The 22,540-nt window shown below is 37.5% G+C and carries 27 protein-coding genes; all 27 read right to left on the bottom strand.

What is annotated here, in order from left to right:
- Position 1: 1 nt before the first annotated feature.
- Entirely contained in the window at positions 2–778 is a 777-nt protein-coding gene (gene fliR / locus F7731_RS07910; protein ID WP_151534218.1) for a flagellar biosynthetic protein FliR, read from the bottom strand.
- A gap of 4 nt (positions 779–782) precedes the next feature.
- Positions 783–1,052 carry a flagellar biosynthesis protein FliQ gene (fliQ, locus tag F7731_RS07905; protein ID WP_151534217.1) on the bottom strand — a complete coding sequence of 90 codons (270 nt, stop codon included), beginning with the start codon at positions 1,050–1,052 and terminating at the stop codon, positions 783–785.
- A gap of 299 nt (positions 1,053–1,351) precedes the next feature.
- Positions 1,352–2,017 carry a flagellar type III secretion system pore protein FliP gene (gene fliP / locus F7731_RS07900; RefSeq protein ID WP_151534216.1) on the bottom strand — a complete coding sequence of 222 codons (666 nt, stop codon included), beginning with the start codon at positions 2,015–2,017 and terminating at the stop codon, positions 1,352–1,354.
- The gene (locus tag F7731_RS07895) at positions 2,014–2,676 is read right to left on the bottom strand and encodes a flagellar biosynthetic protein FliO (RefSeq protein ID WP_151534215.1); all 663 of its coding nucleotides are present in this window, start codon (positions 2,674–2,676) and stop codon (positions 2,014–2,016) included. Before F7731_RS07895 ends, fliP begins: the two co-directional genes overlap by 4 nt.
- A gap of 27 nt (positions 2,677–2,703) precedes the next feature.
- The gene (gene cheY, locus F7731_RS07890) at positions 2,704–3,066 is read right to left on the bottom strand and encodes a chemotaxis protein CheY (protein ID WP_151534214.1); all 363 of its coding nucleotides are present in this window, start codon (positions 3,064–3,066) and stop codon (positions 2,704–2,706) included.
- A gap of 19 nt (positions 3,067–3,085) precedes the next feature.
- On the bottom strand, positions 3,086–4,345 hold the full coding sequence (gene fliY, locus F7731_RS07885) for a flagellar motor switch phosphatase FliY (RefSeq protein WP_151534213.1): 1,260 nt from the start codon (positions 4,343–4,345) through the stop codon (positions 3,086–3,088).
- Positions 4,332–5,333 (bottom strand): flagellar motor switch protein FliM, encoded by a 1,002-nt coding sequence (gene fliM, locus F7731_RS07880; RefSeq protein ID WP_151534212.1) that lies wholly within the window; start codon positions 5,331–5,333, stop codon positions 4,332–4,334. Before fliM ends, fliY begins: the two co-directional genes overlap by 14 nt.
- 45 nt (positions 5,334–5,378) lie before the next feature.
- Positions 5,379–5,807, bottom strand: coding sequence for a flagellar basal body-associated protein FliL (fliL, locus tag F7731_RS07875; RefSeq protein WP_151534211.1), 429 nt, complete (start codon positions 5,805–5,807; stop codon positions 5,379–5,381).
- Complete coding sequence (locus tag F7731_RS07870) at positions 5,797–6,018, bottom strand: flagellar FlbD family protein (RefSeq protein ID WP_151534210.1); 222 nt, start codon at positions 6,016–6,018, stop codon at positions 5,797–5,799. The genes fliL and F7731_RS07870 overlap by 11 nt, the downstream gene beginning before the upstream one ends.
- A 52-nt stretch (positions 6,019–6,070) precedes the next feature.
- Positions 6,071–7,261 (bottom strand): flagellar hook protein FlgE, encoded by a 1,191-nt coding sequence (locus tag F7731_RS07865; RefSeq protein ID WP_151534209.1) that lies wholly within the window; start codon positions 7,259–7,261, stop codon positions 6,071–6,073.
- 76 nt (positions 7,262–7,337) lie between these two features.
- Positions 7,338–7,727 carry a TIGR02530 family flagellar biosynthesis protein gene (locus F7731_RS07860; protein ID WP_151534208.1) on the bottom strand — a complete coding sequence of 130 codons (390 nt, stop codon included), beginning with the start codon at positions 7,725–7,727 and terminating at the stop codon, positions 7,338–7,340.
- Positions 7,728–7,742: 15 nt separating this feature from the next.
- The gene (gene flgD / locus F7731_RS07855; protein ID WP_151534207.1) at positions 7,743–8,378 is read right to left on the bottom strand and encodes a flagellar hook assembly protein FlgD; all 636 of its coding nucleotides are present in this window, start codon (positions 8,376–8,378) and stop codon (positions 7,743–7,745) included.
- 12 nt (positions 8,379–8,390) lie between these two features.
- Positions 8,391–9,644: a flagellar hook-length control protein FliK gene (locus F7731_RS07850; protein ID WP_151534206.1), complete on the bottom strand. Its 1,254-nt coding sequence runs from the start codon at positions 9,642–9,644 to the stop codon at positions 8,391–8,393.
- 45 nt (positions 9,645–9,689) lie between these two features.
- Positions 9,690–10,292, bottom strand: a complete 603-nt coding sequence (locus F7731_RS07845) for a MotE family protein (protein ID WP_151534205.1) — start codon at positions 10,290–10,292, stop codon at positions 9,690–9,692.
- Positions 10,293–10,300: 8 nt separating this feature from the next.
- Positions 10,301–10,744, bottom strand: coding sequence for a flagellar export protein FliJ (gene fliJ / locus F7731_RS07840; protein WP_151534204.1), 444 nt, complete (start codon positions 10,742–10,744; stop codon positions 10,301–10,303).
- Between the two features lie 5 nt (positions 10,745–10,749).
- A complete protein-coding gene (gene fliI / locus F7731_RS07835; RefSeq protein WP_151534203.1) occupies positions 10,750–12,069 on the bottom strand; it encodes a flagellar protein export ATPase FliI in 1,320 nt (439 codons plus the stop codon).
- Positions 12,066–12,851 carry a flagellar assembly protein FliH gene (fliH, locus tag F7731_RS07830; protein ID WP_151534202.1) on the bottom strand — a complete coding sequence of 262 codons (786 nt, stop codon included), beginning with the start codon at positions 12,849–12,851 and terminating at the stop codon, positions 12,066–12,068. Before fliH ends, fliI begins: the two co-directional genes overlap by 4 nt.
- The gene (gene fliG / locus F7731_RS07825; protein ID WP_151534201.1) at positions 12,835–13,851 is read right to left on the bottom strand and encodes a flagellar motor switch protein FliG; all 1,017 of its coding nucleotides are present in this window, start codon (positions 13,849–13,851) and stop codon (positions 12,835–12,837) included. The genes fliH and fliG overlap by 17 nt, the downstream gene beginning before the upstream one ends.
- 12 nt (positions 13,852–13,863) lie before the next feature.
- Entirely contained in the window at positions 13,864–15,456 is a 1,593-nt protein-coding gene (gene fliF, locus F7731_RS07820) for a flagellar basal-body MS-ring/collar protein FliF (RefSeq protein ID WP_151534200.1), read from the bottom strand.
- Positions 15,457–15,540: 84 nt separating this feature from the next.
- Positions 15,541–15,849, bottom strand: coding sequence for a flagellar hook-basal body complex protein FliE (fliE, locus tag F7731_RS07815; RefSeq protein ID WP_151534199.1), 309 nt, complete (start codon positions 15,847–15,849; stop codon positions 15,541–15,543).
- Positions 15,850–15,865: 16 nt separating this feature from the next.
- The gene (gene flgC / locus F7731_RS07810; RefSeq protein ID WP_151534198.1) at positions 15,866–16,324 is read right to left on the bottom strand and encodes a flagellar basal body rod protein FlgC; all 459 of its coding nucleotides are present in this window, start codon (positions 16,322–16,324) and stop codon (positions 15,866–15,868) included.
- Positions 16,325–16,326: 2 nt separating this feature from the next.
- On the bottom strand, positions 16,327–16,722 hold the full coding sequence (flgB, locus tag F7731_RS07805; RefSeq protein ID WP_151534197.1) for a flagellar basal body rod protein FlgB: 396 nt from the start codon (positions 16,720–16,722) through the stop codon (positions 16,327–16,329).
- A 385-nt stretch (positions 16,723–17,107) separates the two neighbouring features.
- The gene (codY, locus tag F7731_RS07800; protein ID WP_151534196.1) at positions 17,108–17,884 is read right to left on the bottom strand and encodes a GTP-sensing pleiotropic transcriptional regulator CodY; all 777 of its coding nucleotides are present in this window, start codon (positions 17,882–17,884) and stop codon (positions 17,108–17,110) included.
- Positions 17,885–17,989: 105 nt separating this feature from the next.
- The gene (hslU, locus tag F7731_RS07795) at positions 17,990–19,396 is read right to left on the bottom strand and encodes an ATP-dependent protease ATPase subunit HslU (RefSeq protein WP_151534195.1); all 1,407 of its coding nucleotides are present in this window, start codon (positions 19,394–19,396) and stop codon (positions 17,990–17,992) included.
- A gap of 18 nt (positions 19,397–19,414) precedes the next feature.
- Complete coding sequence (gene hslV, locus F7731_RS07790; protein WP_151534194.1) at positions 19,415–19,957, bottom strand: ATP-dependent protease subunit HslV; 543 nt, start codon at positions 19,955–19,957, stop codon at positions 19,415–19,417.
- Positions 19,958–20,172: 215 nt separating this feature from the next.
- The gene (gene xerC / locus F7731_RS07785) at positions 20,173–21,075 is read right to left on the bottom strand and encodes a tyrosine recombinase XerC (RefSeq protein WP_151534193.1); all 903 of its coding nucleotides are present in this window, start codon (positions 21,073–21,075) and stop codon (positions 20,173–20,175) included.
- 55 nt (positions 21,076–21,130) lie between these two features.
- Entirely contained in the window at positions 21,131–22,444 is a 1,314-nt protein-coding gene (trmFO, locus tag F7731_RS07780; protein ID WP_151534192.1) for an FADH(2)-oxidizing methylenetetrahydrofolate--tRNA-(uracil(54)-C(5))-methyltransferase TrmFO, read from the bottom strand.
- Positions 22,445–22,540: the final 96 nt, after the last annotated feature.

Below are 22,540 nucleotides of genomic sequence, written 5' to 3'. Positions count from 1 at the left end.
GTTAAGTTCCCCCAATAATCTCCATTAGACCACGCATCGCGCCTAACATTGTTTCGAATAATTGGGAAACGGCCATCAGCAAAATACTCATTACCGCAATAATGACAATGAAGCTCACTCCAATTTTTATTGGGAGTCCCACAACAAAAACATTTAACTGCGGAACTGTTCGGGCTATGATGCCTAAAGCTATATCCACTAAAAATAAACTTCCAACTACTGGGATTGCCATTTGAAAGGCGATAATAAACATAGAATTAAATACCTTTATTACATATTCCGCCATATTCTCACTCCCAAACGGAACCCACGCCTGTTCAAGAGGAATGAATTGATAGCTATAAAAAACGCCGTCTAATAAAAGATGATGACCATTTACCATTAATAAGAAAAATAAACTAATTGTATATAGATATTGTCCCATCAACGGGCTTTGTGCACCCGTTTGCGGATCAATGACGTTAGCAATCGCAAAACCCATCTGAAAATCGATAAACCCTCCAGCTATCTGAATAGCTGATAAGATTAAATACGCAATAAAGCCAATCATCAGACCAACGAGAGCTTCTTTCAATATTAATAAAAAATAGAGACTATCAACTTCCATTAATGGTGTATCGATTGTAAAGACCATAATCATGGCCATAAAAAATCCTAAGCCTATTTTTACCGGCGTTGGAATGGACCGATATGAAAAAAGGGGCATCATCAGAAAAAAAGACGTTACCCTTACGAATATTAGTAAAAAAGCTGGGAAAGCCGGTAAGAAATCTACCATAATATCATCCTACAAACCTAGTTAAATTCGAAAAAATTTCTCCTGCATATGAAAGCATGTGACTTAGCATCCAAGGCCCAAAGAAAACGAGGCCAGCTAAGACTGCAACGATTTTGGGAACAAACGCCAATGTTTGTTCCTGAATTTGTGTTGTTGCTTGAAATATACTAACGATTAAACCTACAACAAGTGCAAGGAGTAAAAGCGGTCCACATATTAATAAAACCGTTATTATTCCTTGCTTTGCTATCGTAATTACCAATTCTGGTGTCATATGTTAATTCACCTGCTTATAAGTGTGTGTTCAAAAAGGAGGACAAAAAGAGCCGAGAAGTTCAAGGAAGCGTAGCCTTCGAGCACCGGAACGCTAGCTGGTCGCTTCGGAGCATTCTCCTCGCACGAAGAAAAAGCGTTCTTCTTTTTCGAGGATATGCTTTTAATACGTGAGAAGCGGAGAAGCAAGCTGACGCCGAAATTCGACAGCTCATTGAATAATCTTCTCGAATAGACATCGCACGAAGAAAAAGTGCTTTTCTTTTTCGAGGAATTTTCCCCGGACTTTTTGAACATCCTCTAAAAGCTTTGTAAGAGAGATCTCACTACAAGGTACCAGCCATCAACAAGCACAAATAATAATATTTTAAAAGGTAATGAAATCATTACTGGGGGCAGCATCATCATCCCCATTGACATAAGGACACTTGCTACAACCATGTCAATGACAAGAAAAGGTATAAATATCATGAATCCAATTTGGAAAGCTGTTTTTATTTCACTTATCGCAAATGCTGGAACGAGTGCAGTTAAAGGGATAGCCTCAATCGATTGCGGTGGTTCAGCTTTTGCATAATCTAGGAATAATGCTAAATCCTTTTGTCTCGTATGTGCACTCATGAACTCTTTAAATGGGATAGCCGCTTTTTCGTATGCTTGTTCAAGATTGATTTCATCATTAAAAAGTGGCGTCAGTGCTTCCTCATTTACTTGCTGAAAGGTTGGTGCCATGATAAAAAATGAAAGAAATAAAGATAATCCGATTATGACTTGATTTGGAGGCATTTGCTGTGTTGCAAGCGCCGTTCTGACAAAGGAGAGAACAATTACAATTCTAGTAAAGCAGGTCATTAAGATGAGAATACTTGGCGCCAATGATAAAACGGTGAGCATTAAGATTAGCTTCACAGATGTTGAAACATTGGCAGGCGAACTGTTGTTAAAAAACTCCATAAATTCATTCATTGCTCGTCTGACCCTTTCTTCTCCATTTCTTTATATAATTGCTTTCTTCCTTTTGAAATGTCTTCTAATTGCTGTTTAAGTAAACTCTGAAATTGATTCCCTTTTCTCTCAGGGTGAACATTCTTTCTTCTTTGAAGCACCTTTGTCATAATATCGCTTGGATCTACAAGTTGCTCTATTTTGTCGTTATATTCTGAAATAAGGTGATTATACTCCTCCGGGTCTTCAATTTCTTTCAATAGCTGAATATTCTCACCGACGCCTACAACTAATATTCGATTCCCAACTTTTATTAATTGAACGGAACGATTTGTTCCTAGTGCAGTACCACCTAAGTTCTCAACAAGCTGAGAGCTTTTATACATTTTATTTTTTTTATTTATAAATTTTAGCAAGAAGTATAAAAGCGCTACGACAAAGATTGTTGCAAAAATCATTTTTATAAAATCCCATGCTGTCAAACCAACATTGACTGTTTCAGCTGATTTAGATTTTTTTGTTTCTTGTGTTTGGGGTAGCTGTTGTTGTTTGCATAACTCTGGATGTTCTATACAATCTTTCACACTATTAACTTGCTCTGCATAGGCTTGTCCTTTAAAGCCTAGCAGAGCAATGCAAATAATCACAAAAGAAAGAATTGTCCGCTTTACATATAGCAATTTATTGCACCTTCTAATGAGAATTTATTAGCCTAATGTTTTCCCAATCGCTTCTAGAACACGATCCGCTTGGAATGGTTTAACGATAAAGTCTTTTGCTCCGGCCTGGATGGCATCAATAACCATCGCTTGTTGTCCCATGGCAGAGCACATAATAACTTTTGCATTTGGATTCATTTTTTTAATTTCTTTAAGAGCGGAAATCCCATCCATTTCAGGCATTGTAATATCCATCGTCACTAAATCTGGTTGTGTTTCTTTATATTTTTCAACCGCCTGGGCTCCGTCCGCTGCCTCCGCCACAACCTCGTAGCCATTTTTTGAAAGAATATCTTTAATCATCATTCGCATGAATGCAGCATCATCTACAATTAAAATTTTATGGGCCATTTTAATAACCTCCGTACTTTTATTTAAGTTTTTTAATGCGGTCACTTTGACTAATAATGTCTGTAACTCTTACTCCGAAGTTTTCGTCAATCACTACTACTTCGCCTTGCGCAATTAGGCGATTGTTTACAAGAATATCAACAGGCTCACCCGCGAGTTTATCCAGCTCAATAATAGACCCAGTTGATAGTTCAAGTATTTCTTTCACAGACCGTTTCGTACGCCCTAGCTCAACCGTAACTTGTAACGGAATATCTAGCAGCATATTTAAATTTTTTGATTCAGACTCCTGAAGTGAATATGGTTCAAAATTCGAAAATACTGCAGGTTGTACAGTCGGCTGTGCGCCGCCAGGCATTGTTGAGCCAAAATGCTGTGGTCCCTGATGACTCATATTTTGCGGTGGCGGATAATAAGCTTGTTGAGCTGTTTGGGCTAAAACCATTTCCCTTTCTGGATATGAGTGGGACATTTGATCATATTCCTGTGACATTGAATTTGCAGGTATAGGCTGTTTATCCGCCATTGCTGCAAAGTGATCTTGCCCGGCAGAGATAGTTTCTACTTTATTATTAATTTCTTCAGTTGTTTCGCTTGGATTTAACAATTCATTGACGAGACTTTTGGCAAACTGAAGCGGCAAAAGCTGCATAATATTTGAATCGATTAATTCACCAATTTTTAAGCGGAAGGAAATTTTCACGAGAATATCCTCACCTGGAATTCGATCAGTTCCTTCACCTTGTGAAACATTTAAGATATCAATCGTTGGTGGAGAGATATCGACTCTTTTACTAAAAATAGTGGACATAGATGTTGCCGCTGATCCCATCATTTGATTCATTGCTTCCTGGACAGCACTTAACTGAATTTCTCCCATTAGGTCAGCAGGATTTTCTCCATCTCCTCCAAGCATAAGATCAGCAATAATGGCAGCATCTGATTGTTTAATTACAAGTAAATTGCTTCCTGAAAATCCTTCTGTATAACTAACTTGAATCGCAACATATGGATGCGGGAATTCCTCCTGCAGTCTTTTTTGCTGGATTATTAAAACAGATGGTGTAGTAATTTCTACCTTTTGATTAAGTAAGGTAGACAATGCCGTTGCAGAGCTTCCAAATGAAATGTTTCCGACCTCTCCTAAAGCATCCTGCTCCATTAAAGATAAGTAATCTTCAACGTTTAGATTATCATCTATTAATTCAAGATCATCATCGTCTCCCCCACGTAATAGAGCATCGATTTCATCTTGTGAAAGCATATCATCGCTCATCATCGTCATCTCCCCCTTTCACAGTGTCTAAAATTTGAATAGCAAGCTTTTTGTTTACTTTGCCTGGCTGTCCGATAAATTTTGGTATGTCACCAACCTTGATTAGCAGAGGCTGCTCAATCAGCCTATTTAGTTCAATGACATCGCCAATATCTAGCATAAGAAAATCTTGAATGCTAATTTCGGACGTACCAAGTTCCCCTATTATCGGAACTTCTGCTTGCTGAATATGCTTTTCTAATCTTTCTAATTCCTCTGGAACTCTTTCTTTTTTTTCCGTTTGCATCCAATAATGGACTGATAACTTTGGAATGATTGGCTCTAGAACGACATGTGGAATACAAATATTCATCATGCCGCTCGTTTCTCCAATTGTTGTATTTAATGAGATCACAACAACTGTTTCATTCGGCGAAACCATTTGCAAAAATTGCGGATTTACTTCAAAATCCATTAACTCTGGATCAATTTCTTCAATCGTACTCCATGCTTCCATATAATTTTCGAATGCACGTTCAAAAGTAGCTGACATGATCTTTGTTTCAATCTCTGTTAAATTATCAACTTTATTAATACTTGAGCCTTTCCCGCCCATCATCCGATCTAATAAGGCATATGCGATGTTCGGGTTAACTTCCATTAGGATTCTTCCATCCAATGGAGGCACCTCAAAAACATTTAAAATCGTCATTTTCGGGATTGATCGTATAAATTCTTCATAAGGAATTTGATCCGCTGATGCAACCGTTATTTGCACATAAGTTCTCAATTGAGCTGAAAAGAAGGTTGTCAGCAGCCGAGCAAAGTTCTCGTGTATTCTCGTTAAACTTCTAATTTGATCCTTTGAAAATCGAAGAGCCCTTTTAAAATCATAAACCTTTACCTTTTTCTCAGTCTGCTCTTTTTTCAGTTCGTCTGCATCCATTTCTCCAGTTGATAATGCAGAAAGAAGAGCATCTATTTCGCTCTGTGATAGAACTTCTGCCGACATGAAATCTCACCTCCGTTTATTGACTATTTATTTTAATATTGAATTCTATTGGAGGAGATTTTCAGTAATATATACTTTTTCTATCTTGCCTTTATGTAAAATCTGATTTATTTTCGCTTTTAAATCCTCTTTTAATTGGCTTTGGCCGTCTTTTCCTTGAATATCTTCAGCTTTCATTTCGGATAATTCTTGGATAATAATATCTTTCACTTGAAAATCTCTTTTTTCTAATTCCTCTTTTGTTTTTTTGCTATCCGTTTGGATTTTAAATGAAATACGAATAAAATCATTGCTTGCTAAATTAGTAGTAATTTGTGGAACATCCAATGATGCCTTTAAAACTTCATCAATTGTTGGCTCTTTTGTTCCCGATTGATCATTCAGCTGTTTGACGATAATAACGGCAACAGCACCAACAAGGGTGATGGCAACAAGCAAAATTAACATAATCATGATTAGCTTATTATTCTTCATTCTCTCTTTCTCCCATTTGCTGTTGCCCGAGAAGGCTGACAGATTGATAGAATTCCTTTACGAGCTTACAAACAAAATCCTCTGTTTCCTTCACAACATATTTCCGCCCATTTGTTAAGGAGATTGTCGTATCCGGAAATGATTCTACTGTTTCGATAAACACTGCATTTAGTGTAAAAGGCTTGCCATTTAGCCGAGTTACCTTAATCAAGTTATTTTCAGGGCCTTAAGTTTAATCGTTTAAGGCCCTGTCCCTCCCTTGCCTATCGTTTTAGGTTAACTAATTCTTGTAAAATTTCGTCTGATGTTGTGATAATTCTTGTGTTTGCTTGGAAACCGCGTTGGGCGGTGATCATTTCTGTGAACTCTTCGGAAAGGTCGACGTTGGACATTTCAAGAGTACCTGGTGCGATTGTCCCTCTTCCGTCTCCGGGAACATTAATACTTGGAGTTCCCGAATTTATTGTTGCTTGGAATAAATTATTACCAGCTTTCAATAATCCTGAAGTATTACTAAACTTCGCCAACGCTATAATACCTTGACTTCTAATCAAACCATTTGAATAAACACCATTTACTTCGCCTGTAGGACCAATACTAAAGCTTTCTAATTTCCCTAATAAATTTCCATTAGGACTTGCTTGGGCTGTAATAGAATCGCCCTCTTGTTTCAAATTCTCCACATTTATATTGACAGTCCCTGTTGGAAGTCCAAGCGTTGTCAAATCAAGAGGATTGCTTGTATATGGTGGTGTATTACCTGCAGTATAAGTTAATGGAATAACTTGTGCTCCTACAGGCGGGTTTGCCATTTGGTTTGAAAAATGAATTTCCCAAGCCCCACTGTTCTCAACATATTGGTAATCTAATGTATGTTCAACACCACTAGAATCTACAACCTTCATTTGCTGCACATCACTTGTTGCACCAGCTAAAACATCTACCGGATTAGGCAGACTACCTTCCAACTTTATTTCATCTGTTGCCAATGGAGGTAGGGTTGCATTCACATTTACCTTAATATCTTCAAGTAAACCTTTATTATAAGACTGTACTTTTAGACCATCTGCATTTACAAGAGTTCCATTATCATCTAAATAAAAATTTCCAGCTCTTGTATAAAATGTTTGTTGACCATCTTTAACAACAAAGTAACCATCTCCATCAATTCCTAAATCAAGAGTACGATTAGTTGTTTGTAAACTAGACCCTGTATGAATGGTATCAATAGTTGCTAATGTAGACCCGAGACCGACCTGCATTGGGTTTGTTCCTCCACGATTTTCAGTCGCAGCACTAGCACCTGCTACCATTTGGTTCATCGTGTCTTTAAACGTCACACGCCCCTTCTTAAACCCCGCTGTATTTACGTTAGCGATATTATTGCCGATAACATCAAGCTTCGTCTGAAAGTTTTTCATTCCACTAATTCCTGAATACATTGAACGTAGCATTTAAAAATTGCTCCTTTCGTATGTAGCTGCTTCATTCATTCCGCAGCGTAGGCTTCCTTACGAAGGTCCAGCCTTATTATTGATCTAGTAAAATCGTGCCATTAATATTCGTAAAGATTTGTGTTCGGGCTTCCTCTCGATCCATGGCTGTGATCACTGTATTGTTTTTTGCACTGACAATTAATGCAGCATTTTTAAGTAATACAAGTGATTCATTTACACCCTTTTGTCTGGCTTCGAGAACCTTATCTGCAATTTGCTTCCAATGAGCTTCATTAATATGTATACCTCTTTGCTGTATCCGCTCCTGCGCATGTTTACTCACAACTAATTTTCCATTTGGCTGCAATGCCGTTTGCAGATGCGTAGCAAATTTATGATTATTTTGTATCTGTTGTTTTAATGGTCTAACCTTAGGGTTTATGACGGCTTTTGATTGAAGCGGATGAAACATCATTTTATCCATTCAATCACCTTCTCATTATTCTATTTTTGTTATTTGTGATGCCGTAATTGTTGTCCGATCATCATCTAATTGATAAAGGACTTTTCCGTCCTTGAATGAAACAGACTTGACAATCGCCACTTTTTCCGTTTTGTCGGCTAGGTATGTAATTGACCGACCAATCATCATACTTGCTTGAACCATTGCATTTTCTTTAGAAGTTTCATTTATTTGCGAAATATTGCCCGGTTCTAGCTTCGTGCCGTCTTCTAAAATAAACAGCACATTATTATCCTTAAATTGAATAGATGCTACTTTTCCCGTACCTTCTTCAATTTTTGGAGCTTGTCCAAACTCCTTTGAATCAGATATTTTATGCCATGTAATTTCTCTGCCGACAAATTGATTGTAGGCGATTAATTGACTTTCCTCTTGGACCTTCACAAATTTCTCCATTGTTTTTCCCATATTTGTAATCTGCTCTAAAGTCGAGAAAGTGGCCATTTGTGCGATAAAGTCTTTATCCTGCATTGGGTTCATTGGATCCTGGTTTTGCAGCTGAACCATTAAGATTTTCAAGAAATCATCTTTTCCTAAAATATCCGATCCTGTTTTCCGTTGTTCTTTTTGATAGCTTGATAGCATTAAAGTTGAATCAATCGTATTTGTCATTTAATATCACACCTAAGCTTCTGTATTAAGAAGTGCTTCTTCGAACGAATGGGTAAAATCAGCAGAGTTTTTTTCTTGCTGTTCCTCCCTCTCCTGCTGCCTTTCCTGACCTTGATGCTGCTCACGATTTAAGTTGCGTTCCTGTTGGGCTAATGCTTGGGAAATCTCAATTCTTTCCACCTGTATGTTTTGTGTTTGGAATGCTTGTTTTAAACCGTTCAAGTGAGATTCCATCATTTCCTTGGCGTTTGATGTTGATGTCAGAATACGTGCAATAATGGTTGCATCCTTTTGTATTAATTCGACTCTTAATGATCCGAGATGCTCTGGATTTAACTTAATGAACAGCCTTTGCGTCCCACCACTTTTCATGAATTGACTTTTAGAGAGAATCGCTTCAAATTGCTCATAAAGTTGCTCAGCTGAAACAGCCCTGCCGGAACTAGATAATAAAGATAGCTGTTCAGGTTTGGTAAATTGCTGAAATTGGATAAATCCTTGATGATGAATAGGTTCTGTCTTATTTAACGATTTCGCAATATGTTCCCCTAACTTTTCAGTACCTGCTAATTGATTTCCCTTCAATTCGGCTGCAAGGTCGCGAAAAGTTTTCTTAGCGAATTCTCCTCGATCAAATGTACTCGAACCATCTAATGCCCTTTCAAGCTGTTCATTCATGTTTCTCATAAATTCTTTCAGCTTTAATTGATTTGGCAATGAGTCATGTTGTGCTGATAATAATTCAAAAAGCTTAATAGCTTTCATTGCATTTCTAAAATCTGCATTCGGTTCAATATTCATATATTGCTTTTGAACAGCAGTAATTGATTGAAATAAGGAAAGAACCATTTCTAATGAGATAGCATTTGGATCATCTTCGCTAACGTTTTCTGGTATATCATTTTGCTTACTCTTATCAAAGTTAAGATAAAATGTGTTGAGTAGCTGAAAAAGCTCTTCGTGGGATACATTTAATTGTCCAGCAATAAGATTAATCATGTCAGCATCACTTTTTGCGGACTCGTTTAAAAGCTCCATCCCATTATCTAAGTCGAAAATATTATTTATTTGCAAAAATTGCCGTAATTCATACAGCTCATTATTCGATAATTCTTTCGAAGCTTCACTTTTAACCATTACATTTTGAAGACTCGCTCCACTCCCCATGGAACCTGATATTAAGGAAGCAAATCCATTTGCACTTTTTTTATTCAGAGCGGAATTTCCAACTTTTGAAACAATCGAATTAATTACTCCTACCTGCATATTTTCACCCCCTTTCTATTCGGCTGCTTAAAAATAGGAGCCAATTTATTGACCCGCTTCATCACTTGTTGTTAACAGCTCCGTATATCGAGCTGCATCCTCTGGCGCCATTTTTTCCATGATTGCAGCTAGGGTGTCAGACTTAATGCTTGATAAAATTCTGAGCGCTTCTTCTTCACCCATTTGCGATAAAATTGGAGCAGCTTTTTTTGCCGAAATGGTTTCATAAGTTTTGATTATGTCCTTGAAGGCGCGTTTATTTTCTTCTTTCATTGCTGTTAATTCGATAATTTCCCCTTCTAGCCGTTCCATCTCTAATTGAATTTGCGTAATTTCCTCGTCTTTACTCTCTAATTGCGATTCAAGCTTCGTTATTTTCGCTTCTCTGTCTTTTATCTCCGCTTCTAAATCAATCATTTTTGATTCGAGAACTTCGATTGATTTCGGATTTTCTTCATTAGACATAGAAGAAACAAACGGAACTTTTTGCCCGTATTCCTTTGCCACTTCAAAAATATTCACCCCTAGAATGGTCATCACAATAAGAACTACTGTAATAGCAAATAACAGCGGAATAAGAATAATATATATGAAGCCTTGGAACCTAGAAGTTTTTTGCGCATCTTTTTCTTCTATTGCTTTGTCCACTTTACCACCTAATTTCCCCGATTCATAAAATGCTGGATCGAGATGTCATCCATTTGCCTGCCCTCAAGCAGCCTTACGTTTTCAGCATAATTTGACAAGTCTTTTTCTTTAATCTTTTCATATTTTTTAACTTCAACATTTTTCTCCAAAAACTTTTCCTGTTGAAAATTCATATGACTTCGAGCATTAATTACAATTTGCTGATAATGCTCAATTGTTTTTTCTAATTGATGAATGAAATGCTGATGATGTCTAATTTCTTGAACAGCTAGCCCATTTACTAGTCTTGAAGATTGATAAGCTTCTAAATCCTCTTTTTTTTTAAGGAGTTCATATAATTTTTCAGCAGCCGTTTCAAATCTTTTCACCGATTGGTTATAAATATTAAAGGCTTCATCCTTTTCTCGCTCTTTAATCGAGAGGATTTTTTCAAATTTGAATTGGTATTGCATGAAAATTAATCTCCTTTCCCGACAAGATTAAATAATTGGTCAATACTTTCCTGAAAGGAAACCTTTTCATGTGTTCCTTGTTTTAAGAAAGAAATAATACTCGGATAAAGCCTCACTGCTTCGTCAATTTCAGCAGAAGAGCCTCTTTTATAGGCACCAATATTAATTAAATCCTCAGCATTCATATATGTGCTCAATGCTTCCCTTAATTTTTCTGCAGCTCTAATATGTTCATGAGGAACAATATTGTTCATAACCCGGCTCACGCTTTTTAAAACATTTACTGCGGGATATTGACCTTTATTTGCAAGTGAACGGTCAAGAACAAAGTGGCCGTCTAAAATCCCGCGAACGGTATCTGCAATTGGCTCATTCATATCATCACCATCGACTAAAACGGTGTAAAAGGCGGTAATAGATCCTTTTTCGTTTGTGCCAGTTCTCTCAAGCAGCTTCGGCAAAATGGCGAAGACAGAAGGTGTATATCCTTTCGTTGTCGGCGGCTCACCGATCGCAAGCCCTACTTCCCTTTGTGCCATTGCTACCCTTGTGACCGAATCCATCATCAACATGACGTTTAAGCCTTTATCCCTGAAGTATTCGGCAATGGCTGTCGCTGTATACGCACCTTTAATTCTCATTAATGCCGGTTGATCTGATGTAGCTACGACAACAATTGAACGGCTCAAGCCTTCAGGACCTAGGTCCCGTTCAATAAATTCACGGACCTCTCTTCCACGCTCACCGATTAGTGCTATGACATTTAAATCTGCCTTTGTATTCCTTGCAACCATCCCTAGCAAAGTACTTTTTCCAACACCGCTTCCGGCAAATATGCCGACCCTCTGCCCATTGCCGACTGTCAATAAACTATCAATCATCCGAACTCCTACTTCGATTGAAGAAGAAATAGGAGGTCTTTGCATTGGATTCGGCGGGTCTTGCTCAGTAGGTACGGATGAAAGTCCTTTTGGCAAGGAGCTTCCATCAAGCGGAAGACCAGTAGAATCAATAACTGAACCAATTAATTGGGTACCTACTTTGATCTCTAATGGCCTAGCTGTTGCCTCCACTAGACTACCTGGTGAAATGTCATTCAATGCCGTATATGGCATTAAGATCACTTCTTCATTTTTGAAACCAACTACTTCTGCAGGAATTGTCCTTTTTCGCTTATGACCAACATGAATATAGCAAACATCACCAATTGAGCTTTCAGGCGGTCCCTGTGATTCGATCATCAACCCAACGACTCTTTTAACCCGGCCATATCGTTTAAATGAATCTATTTGATCAAGTTGTTTAATGACTTGGGGAAGAATCATTGCTGCTCACCTTCTAGTAATTCATTTAGCTTTTGTTTGACTTCGTCGAGCTGACTATCTACGCTTGCATCAATTCTTCCATTGACAGATTCGATTATGCAGCTTGATTCTGTCAATTCGTCATCTGGATAAATAAATAAATCTACTTCCTTTGGAAAAAGCGTCTTCAGTTCATATTTATTAGCAAGTAGAAAATCATAATGAAGAGGATGTATGTGCAGCTGGATTTCTTCATGTTCTCTCGCTTCTTTTAATGCTCGTTTGACAATGGATAAGAAATCTTCTTCATTATCTATAATCATTTTTCCGATAATTTTTTGTGCGACCTTCATGCCGATTTCCAAAATTTCTTTCTCTGAAGATTCTACATGCGTTCGATAATCTTTTTTTGCCGATTCGACAATCGCTTGAGCAGACTGGATGATCTCATGATATTCTAAGTAACCGTTCTGTCGCCCGTCTTCAAGCCCAGCATTATATCCCGCTTCTTTTGCGTGAAGTGTAATTTGTTCTTTTTCTGCTTCAAACGATTGCAGCTTTTCTTCTAATTGCTGACGCAGTAATTCAGCTTCTTGCCTAGCATTGTTTATTAAGGCATCAGCTTCCAATCTCGCATTTTCTATTATTTCTTCTGCCTGAACATCCAAATTAATGGCTGGGCTCTCAATTTCATCCTCTTCTGTAAACGGCTTAAAAACTTTGATTGAGATAATTTTTTTGTCACTTTGTAATTGACCATCTGAAAAGGTGAGCCCCTTAATTAATCTAGACAATGATATCATCTCCCCCGCCTCGAGCGACGACGATCTCTCCTGCCTCTTCTAAACGTCGAATGATAGCTACAATTCTTGATTGCGCTTCTTCTACATCACGAAGTCTGACTGGACCCATATATTCCATTTCATCTTTAAATGTTTCAACCATACGTTTTGACATATTCTTAAAGATGATCTCCTTAACTTCATCACTAGAAACCTTGAGTGAAAGCATAAGATCTTCATTTTCACAATCACGAATCACACGCTGAATCGCACGATTATCAAGAGTAACAATATCCTCGAACACAAACATTCTTTTCTTAATTTCTTCTGCAAGCTCTGGATCTTGTATTTCTAATGCATCCAAAATTGTTCTCTCTGTTGATCGGTCTACTCCATTTAAAACATCCACAACTGCTTCAATACCGCCAGTTTGTGTATAATCTTGGGTAACAGTTGCTGAAAGCTTTCTTTCCAGTATTTGTTCCACTTCATTAATAATTTCAGGAGCTGTACTGTCCATGACAGCAATCCTTTTCGCAATATCTGCCTGCATTTCTTGAGGGAGCTCAGATAAGATTTGTCCTGCTTGAGCTGCGTCCAAGTAAGATAAGATTAATGCAATCGTTTGCGGATGCTCATTTTGGATAAAATTCAATATTTGTGCCGGATCCGCTTTTCTGGCAAAATCAAATGGCCTTACTTGCAGAGAAGAAGTTAGTCTGTTAATGATAACGGCTGCTTGCTCATTCCCGAGCGCTTTTTCAAGTACAGTTTTTGCGTACCCTATCCCTCCTTGAGAGATATAATCCTGCGCTAAAGCAATATTATGAAACTCTTCTAGAACCTCTTCTTTAGCAAGTGAGTCTACTTTTTTAACTCCAGAAATTTCTAGTGTTAATTTTTCAATTTCTTCCTCACTTAAATGTTTATAAACAGAAGAAGCAACATCAGGTCCTAATGAGATAAGAAGTATGGCTGCCTTTTGTTTACCAGATAGCCCTTTTTGTTCTTTTTTTGCCACTCTCCATACCTCCTAATCTTCAGCAATCCAAGTACGTAATAGTTTTGCGAAATCCTCTGGTTTTTCTTTTGCCATTTTTTCAAGCTGTTTTTTACGCATCGTACTTTCCGTTTCCTGTGTTTCATTAACATCTGGAACATGAATGATTTCCTCAGCTTCCAGCATGAGTTCCTCTTCTTCCTTCTGCTTTCTTTTTGCTCTCATAAATAAGAAGATTAATAGAACTATAATTGCTAGGAGAACTCCGCCAACAATATAAGCCCAGAAAGGCAATACTTGTTTAACATCAGTTGCGAATTCTTCTTTTCCATCAAATGGCTGTACTGAAACAACGATTTTGTCGTTGATCGCTGCTTCTGTTAAATCAGCTCCTGCTTTTTTATCGATTGTTGTACGAACGATTGTAGCCAGGATTCTTGTAATATCATCCACTCTCTCCTGTGGAAGTGAATTCGGGTCGTCCTTTTGGGGCGGTTCAACCATTACCTGGATTCCTAGATCTCTTACTTTATATGGACTCTCAACGATTTCTTTGCGAATTTTATTAACTTCATTGTTAATCGTTTCTTCTATTTTCTCGTAATCGCCATTTGCACCGCTTCCTTCTAAGTAAGAGGAACCCGGTACATCTGCAGGGTCTTCAGCGGCGGCAAGACCACCAGCTTGATCGGCACTTCCAGTAAAAGTTTCTGTGATTTTTTGTGCGCTTATCGCAATCCCCTTCATATTTTCTTCATCAACTGGTTCTACACGATTTTCTTCCCTGTTCTCTTGAGTAAAATCAATATCAGCTGTTACTGATACAACAACTTTATCTCGCCCCATTAAAGTGCTAAGCATACCCTGAACTTGACGCTGAACATCTCGCTCAATTTGCTTTTTAATATCATGCTGTTCGGCGAAAATCGAGCCTGGTGTAGAATTTTGCTGATTTTTCAAGTCAAAGTACTCAAAAAATTGGTTCGTAATGACGATATTATCAGTAGGTAAATTAGGTATACTTTTTGAAACTAAATGATAAAGTGCCTGAATTTGCGACTGCTCAAATTGATAACCAGGCTTTGTATTAAGAACAATTGAAGCAGAGGCCTCTTCGGAAGGGTCCTTTACGAAGATTCCTTTATCAGGAATGTTTATCATTACCTTTGCGTCCTTTATCCCATCAATGCCTTTAATTAAATTAGCTAACTCTGTTTGCATTGCATCTAGCTTGATCATATTGAATTCATTTTCTGTTGTGCCTAAGCTAGCATTTTGGGAAAAATACGAATAATCCACATTACCTGATTTAGGCAACCCTTCAGCAGCAAGCTCAACTAATAATGTATCTACCATTTCTTCTGGTACTTTAATCGTCGTTCCACCATTAGCAATTTCAGATTTAATGCCTCTTCCATCTAAACTCTCTTTAATTGTCCCTGTTTCAGATGGTGAAAGATTGCTATATAGCGGCACTAAATTAGTTCTTCCTGATAAATAGGACAGGCTTGCAACAACGATAATAAATAACAGTACTGAACCAAAAAGCAAAACTCTCTGCTTCCTTGTTCGGGTTTGTAAAAATTCTTGTGTTTTTTCTTTATATTTAAGGAACACTTCTTTCATTCTTATCCCCCGGTTACTCTGTCTCTTTCTTTGGCAGCTAATAACCGCAAATCGGTAGTTTTTAGCTTTAATCCATATTTTTCACTACACTTGCATTCTCATCGTTTCTTGATATGCTTCAATCACTTTATTGCGAATTTCAAGTGTAGCCTGCAGGGTAATGCTTGCTTTTTGGGAGGCTATCATAACTTGATGCAAGTCAACATTTTCGCCTCTTACAAGCTTTTCTGTCATTATGTCTGATTGATTTTGAAGTTCATTAACATTTTCAATAGATTTTTTTAATACGGACGCAAAATTCTTTTGTGCTTCGTATGGTGTATATGTATGAGTCTTTTTTGTTTCCAGCGGTTTTAAAAATTGGTTAACAGCAGATAGTCCCATATTACTCATTACTTTAATAACTCCTTTATTTTCCGATTTCCAATGCTTTCATCATCATACTTTTTGTTGCATTAAAAACCGTCACATTCGCTTCATATGATCGAGTCGCACTTATGAGGTCTACCATTTCTTTTAGCGGATCAACATTTGGGAGTTCAACATAGCCATCTACGTTCGCATCAGGGTGCTCTGGATCATATACAAGTTTAAATGGTGTTTGATCTTCAACTATTCTCGTTACTATTACACCATTTCCGGCAGATGAAGTGTCCGATCGGTTCATTGCCTTGTTAAGAAAATTAGCAAATTGCCCTTCTTTCGGTTCAAGGACAACCGATTTACGACGATATGGCTGCCATTCACCATTTACTAATTTAGCTCTCGTTGATTCAACATTAGCCATATTTGACGAAATAACATCCATCCTAAGCCGCTGTGCTGTTAAAGCGGAAGCAGTGTTGTTCATACTATGAAATATTGTCATGCTTACTTCCCTCCTCGAATAACAGTTTGTAGGCTAGAAAACTTCCCGCTCACTCGCTCAATTAGGGCGTTGTAATAAATTTGATTACCTGCTAAATCTGTCATTTCTTTATCCATATCCACGCTATTCCCATTATGGTTATAGGATACATTTTTCCTAGTAACGATTCCCGCACTTATAGTTTGCCTTTCCTTAAAGTTATAGTGCCGATAATCCGTTCGATTAGCATGTATCGATTGTTCAACTGCCTCGTGCAAAGAGTCCTTAAAGCTAACATCCTTTGCTTTATAGCCGGGCGTTGCTTCATTCGCAATATTTTGCGAAATAACCTTTTGCTTAAGAGAAGAATAATTTAGACCATTTTCTAGCGTTGTTATTGTACTTGAAAATAACTTCATTAAAGGCACCCCATTAACACAAAGATCTAATTGGTATTCTTATGAGTATTTTGTAGAATTTTGAAGAAAAAGAACATTATATGTCGCTTACCTTTTATTGTAATGAAAATGAAATAATATGTCTATGATACTTAGGATACTTTTAACATGACCTTCTTCCCATTTTTAATTATAAAATGGAAAACTTTTCAGGAAAACACGAATTCATTATTAATAATTACAAATTTCCGAACTAAATTTAAATAACCGAGCAACTTATAGGTATAAAGACCTTGTCTTTTCGACATCTAAAATAATTTTTCATTTCATGAGATTTTAATATTTGTCATTAAAACATAACAAAACCCCCTTCTTTATCATAAGAAGGGGGTCAAAAAAGGAATTATTAAGATTTTAATTTTTCAAGCTCTACTAAAAACTTGTCATTTAGAACTTTAATATAAGTACCTTTCATACCTAATGATCTAGATTCGATTACGCCGGCACTTTCTAATTTTCTTAAAGCATTTACGATAACTGATCTTGTAATTCCCACACGATCTGCAATTTTTGAAGCTACTAATAATCCTTCAGTACCATTTAATTCTTCAAAAATATGTTCAATTGCTTCTAATTCACTGTATGAAAGTGAACTAATTGCCATTTGTACAACAGCTTTGCTGCGGGCTTCTTCTTCAATTTCCTCTGATTTTTCACGTAAAATTTCCATCCCAACAACAGTAGCTCCGTATTCAGCTAAAATAAGATCATCGTCATGGAATTGTCCATCAAGTCTTGCAAGAATTAATGTGCCAAGGCGCTCGCCTCCGCCGTTAATAGGAACAATTGTTGTTAATCCTGTTTTGAAAAGGTCTTTATTTTCCACTGGGAATGCAGAATATTCACTATCAACATCTAAATTAGGTGATGTTTCATGAACGTTAAACAGATTATTTGTATACTCTTCTGGGAATTGGCGATCAGCAAGCATTTGCTTCATTCGATCATTTTCAATTTGCTGGTTTACACCAAATCCTAATAATTTCCCACGACGGCTTACAACGAAAATATTAGCAGTAATAACTTCACTTAAAGTCTCTGCCATTTCTTTAAAGTTAACCGGTCTTCCTGCAGCTCTTTGCAGCATCGCATTAATTTTTCTTGTTCTTGATAATAAATCCATTAAATTTTCCTCCAATTTGCTTAAACAATAAAGCCTTATTCTTTTTTTATCATGAACATAATAGTCTTATTTGTCCATCTGTTCATAAAAGTTTTTACAAAACAATTACAATATAAACTGACTTAAATCTTTATTTCGGGATATTGCCCCTAATTTCTCCTCAACATATTGCGGAGTAATCGCAATTTTTTCCATCGTGATATCAGGAGCTTCAAACGATAGGTCTTCAAGCAGCTTTTCCATAATCGTATGAAGGCGGCGCGCTCCTATGTCATCAGTATTTTGATTCACCTCAAAAGCAAATTCAGCGATCCTACGAATAGCATCGTCAGAAAATTCAATTTGTATACCTTCAGTTTCCAATAATGCTTGATATTGTTTAATAAGTGCATTATCAGGCTCTACTAAGATATTAAAGAAATCCTCAACTGTCAACTTTGTAAGCTCCACACGGATTGGAAAGCGCCCTTGTAATTCAGGAATTAAATCTGAAGGTTTTGCCATATGAAAGGCTCCAGCCGCAATAAATAGGACATGATCCGTTTTGACAGTGCCATATTTAGTTACGACAGTCGATCCTTCGACGACAGGCAGGATATCCCGCTGCACACCCTCGCGTGATACATCCGCGGAGGATCCGCTATTATTGCGGCTTGCAATCTTATCTATCTCATCAATAAAGATAATCCCAGACTGCTCAGCGCGGAAAACAGCTTCCTGCGTTACTTCATCCATATCTATTAATTTTTGTGCCTCTTCATTTGTTAATACCTTTCTTGCTTCACTTACAGTTAGCTTTCTTTTTTTACGGCGTTTTGGCATTAATCCGCTTAGAGCATCCTGCATATTCATCCCCATCTGCTCCATGCCAGAACCTTGAAGCATATCGAACATGGATGGAGGCTGCTCCTCTAACTCAACTGTAATATATTCATTTTCAAGCTCTCCTAAAGCAAGTCTCTCTTTCATCACTTTTCGTTTTGCTTGAATATTCATATCTTCTGAAGCTGTCTGGTCTTGGTCTGATTGATCATTCCCGCCACCGAAAAGCATTTCAAGAGGATTTTTATAATTAACAGTCTTTTTATTCGAAGGTACTAAAAAGTCTGCGATAATACGGTTAGCATTTTCTTCGGCACGTTCCTTTACATTTGCCATTTTTTCTTCTTTTACTAACCTTACAGACGTTTCAACAAGATCTCTAACCATTGATTCAACATCTCTGCCGACATAGCCGACTTCAGTAAATTTCGTTGCCTCAACCTTTATAAAAGGTGCTCCAACTAATTTCGCAATGCGGCGCGCAATTTCCGTTTTCCCTACACCTGTTGGACCAATCATTAATATGTTTTTAGGACTGATTTCATCACGAAGCTTTTCATCGAGCTTGCCGCGGCGGTACCTATTTCTAAGAGCAACAGCTACTGCCTTTTTCGCTTCTTTTTGGCCAATAATAAATTGATCTAATCTCTCTACGATTTGACGGGGTGTTAAATTCGTTCCCTTTACCATCGATCAAAACCCCTTCCCTTAAAGTTCTTCCACAACTATATTGTGATTAGTGTAGACACATATTTCCGCTGCCATTTCAAGTGAGGCTTTAGCAATTTCCTTCGCAGAAAGATGATCACCAGCATAGCGTTTTAATGATCTTCCCGCAGCCAAAGCATAATGTCCACCTGAACCAATAGCCAAAATTCCATCATCTGGCTCTATTACTTCACCAGTTCCCGAAATAAGAAGCATACTTTCTGTATTCATGACAATTAGCATCGCTTCTAGTTTACGCAGAACTTTGTCACTTCTCCATTGCTTTGCAAGTTCCACGGCAGCACGCTGCAAATTCCCATTATACTCTTCAAGTTTTCCTTCAAACATTTCAAATAAAGTAAATGCATCAGCAACTGAGCCTGCAAAACCGGCAATCACTTTACCATTAAACAGCTTTCGAACTTTTCGTGCAGTGTGTTTCATCACGACTGCATTCCCAAAGGTAACCTGACCATCTCCAGCCATTGCACAATTTCCTTTATGCTGGACAGCAAAAATAGTTGTTGCGTGGAATTGAGACATATCTTCACTCCTCTAATAGCCGTTAATATATTAGTGAAACTTCATTCAGTAGGGGGCTTTTACCCCTTACTGAATGATAGTTGAACTTATCGGGCATTAACTGGCAGTTAGATTTCCCGCCAAGTGTCTTTGTTTTCCCTAACTCTTGAAGTGGAGTCTTACAGCCAGTTAATCTGCGATAAACTATGCCATAATCGATAACCTTATTGCATATTCTATGCTCTCGGATGATGGGCTAAATATGATTTTCTTAAATAATCATTTGTAACGTGTGTATATACTTGTGTCGATGATAAAAAGGCATGACCTAACAACTCTTGGACCGTCCTCATATCAGCACCATTTGCAAGCAAATGTGTGGCAAATGTATGCCTTAGCATATGCGGATGGATTTTGCCATTTAAAGATGATTGATCAATATGCTTATTGAGAATATACCTTATCCCTCTAGGTGTTAATGGTTTTCCGCGGGCATTCAAAAATAAATAATCATTAGGCGCTTCCTTTGTCAGTAAGCTATTTCGACCATTTTCTATGTAGAATGCAATCGCATCATGTGCATAACTTCCAAACGGAATATACCTTTGCTTATTTCCCTTCCCATGAACTAGGACGGTTGAAAGGTACATGTCAAGGTCCTTTAATCGAATTTGACAGCATTCACTTACACGCATCCCTGTAGCGTATAGGAGCTCTAATAATGCTTTATTTCTCTGCCCTAATATAGTTTCCGTTTCACACGCATTAAATAACTTCTCTAATTCTTCCTCATAAAAAAATTCCGGAAGCTTTTTTTCAAGCTTTGGAATGGAGGCAAGTGCAAAAGGATTTTCTTTAACCATTTTTTCTCTAACCAAAAATTTATAAAAACTTCGCAAAGAAGAAATTTTGCGTGCTACTGATTTTCTGGCAAATTGTCTTTCGTAAAGTTTCGTCAAATAAATACGGACATCCGAATAATTTACATCGTCTATTTTCCCAATCGCCTGTTCAGACATGAACATAAAGAATTCGTTAATATCATATTGATAATGCTCAATTGTATATTGTGAATAATTTTTTTCAATTTGTAAATATTCAACAAACATCTTTAACGAATTGTTCACATATGGATCCATTCAATTCACCTCACAAGGGCTTCTAAATAGTATCATATTTTAGAAGCCCTTGCAATTAAATTCCCTTATTTTTCACAAAGTTCTGAATTGTCTCTAATGCACGATTAGCATGTTCCTCATTCCGTTCTTTTTTGCCCTTTATTTTTACAGGCAAATCTGGAAGCAATCCAAAGTTGGCATTCATTGGCTGAAAGTTCTTTTCATTGGCGGCTGTTATATATCTTGCCATACTTCCGATGACTGTCTCATAAGGAAATTCAAGAAGTTCTTCTCCATTCACTAAGCGAGCGGCATTGATTCCGGCAATTAATCCGCTTGCAGCTGATTCAACATATCCTTCAACTCCGGTCATTTGTCCTGCAAAGAATAAATCATCGCGGTTGATGAATTGATATGATGACTTTAATACTTTTGGTGAATTAATGAATGTATTGCGGTGCATTACACCATAACGAACAATTTCTGCATTCTCTAAACCGGGAATTAATTGAATGACTTCTTTTTGCGGTCCCCATTTCAGATGTGTCTGAAAACCAACAATGTTGTAGAGTGTTCCAGCTGCATCATCTTGTCTAAGCTGAACAACCGCATACGGTCTTTTCCCCGTTTTCGGATCCTCTAAACCAACTGGCTTCATTGGTCCGAACAGCATTGTTTTCTTTCCTCTTGTGCCCATCACTTCAATTGGCATACAGCCTTCAAAGAAGATTTCTTTTTCGAATTCTTTTAGTGGAACGGTTTCTGCTGAAATTAAGGCTTCGTAAAATGTATTAAACTCTTCTTCCGTCATTGGACAGTTTAAGTAGGCCGCTTCCCCTTTATCATAACGTGACTTTAAATAAACTTTGTCCATATTAATCGAATCTTTCTCAATAATTGGCGCAGCAGCGTCGTAAAAATATAAATATTCTTCACCTGATAATTCTTTAAGCTTCGCAGAAAGGGATGCACTCGTTAATGGGCCAGTTGCAATGATTGTCGGTCCTTCAGGAATATCGGTTACCTCTCCATGTATTACAGTCACATTCGGATGATTCTTCACATTTTCTGTAACACGTGCCGCGAATTCATGTCGATCTACTGCTAAAGCTCCGCCTGCTGGAACAGCAGAAGCATCGGCAGATTCAATGATAATAGAATTTAATATTCTCATTTCTTCTTTTAAAACCCCGACAGCGTTTGTCAGTGTATTGGCACGCAAGGAATTACTGCAAACTAGTTCAGCGAATTGATCTGTATGATGGGCAGGTGTTTGTTTCACCGGGCGCATTTCATATAAATTGACCTTTATTCCTCTATTAGCAAGCTGCCAGGCAGCTTCGCTTCCGGCTAAACCAGCACCAATTACATTTACTGTTAATTCTTTCATTTCCAAACCTCCACGTCCTAAAAACATAGCTCTATTACTTTACACCTAATCGTTATCAATTTGCAATTATAGTATTCATAAAATCGTAAATTTAAT

Origin of the sequence: Cytobacillus depressus (assembly GCF_008923245.1) — a bacterium.
GTDB classification, from domain to species: Bacteria; Bacillota; Bacilli; order Bacillales; family Cytobacillaceae; genus Cytobacillus; species Cytobacillus depressus.
Note: the sequence above shows the minus strand (reverse complement) of the source record. Positions and strands in the feature narration are given on the sequence as shown.